1 protein-coding gene is annotated in these 411 nt (G+C 43.1%); it reads left to right on the forward strand.

Annotated features, from left to right (window positions below; translation table 11 throughout):
* Positions 1–411, forward strand: a 411-nt coding sequence (locus tag ACP6PK_RS16860) for a tetratricopeptide repeat protein (RefSeq protein WP_426561046.1), incomplete at both ends; no start/stop codon positions are given.

Raw genomic sequence — 411 nt, forward strand, 5'->3', positions numbered from 1 at the left:
TACGACCAAGCTTTACCTATACTTCGGCAAGTAGGCGCTCGTGCTACGGAAGCAACGACTCTTAATAATATTGGCACTGTCTACGATAGCTTAGGAGAAAAACAAAAGGCACTCAATTACTACGACCAAGCTTTACCTATACTTCGGCAAGTAGGCGCTCGTGCTACGGAAGCAAACACTCTCAATAATATTGGTGCTGTCTACAGTGACTTAGGGGAAAAACAAACAGCACTCAATTACTACCAGAAAGTTTTACCTATAAAACGACAAGTAGAGGATCGGGGTGGAGAAGCAACAACTCTCCATAATATTGGCCATGTCTACAGTGACTTAGGAGAAAAACAAACAGCACTCAATTACTACCAGAAAGCTTTACCTATACTTCGGCAAGTAGAGGATCGGGGTGGAGAA

The organism is Dapis hubbardiae BLCC-M172 (genome assembly GCF_050016015.1).
Lineage (GTDB): Bacteria > Cyanobacteriota > Cyanobacteriia > Cyanobacteriales > Microcoleaceae > Trichodesmium.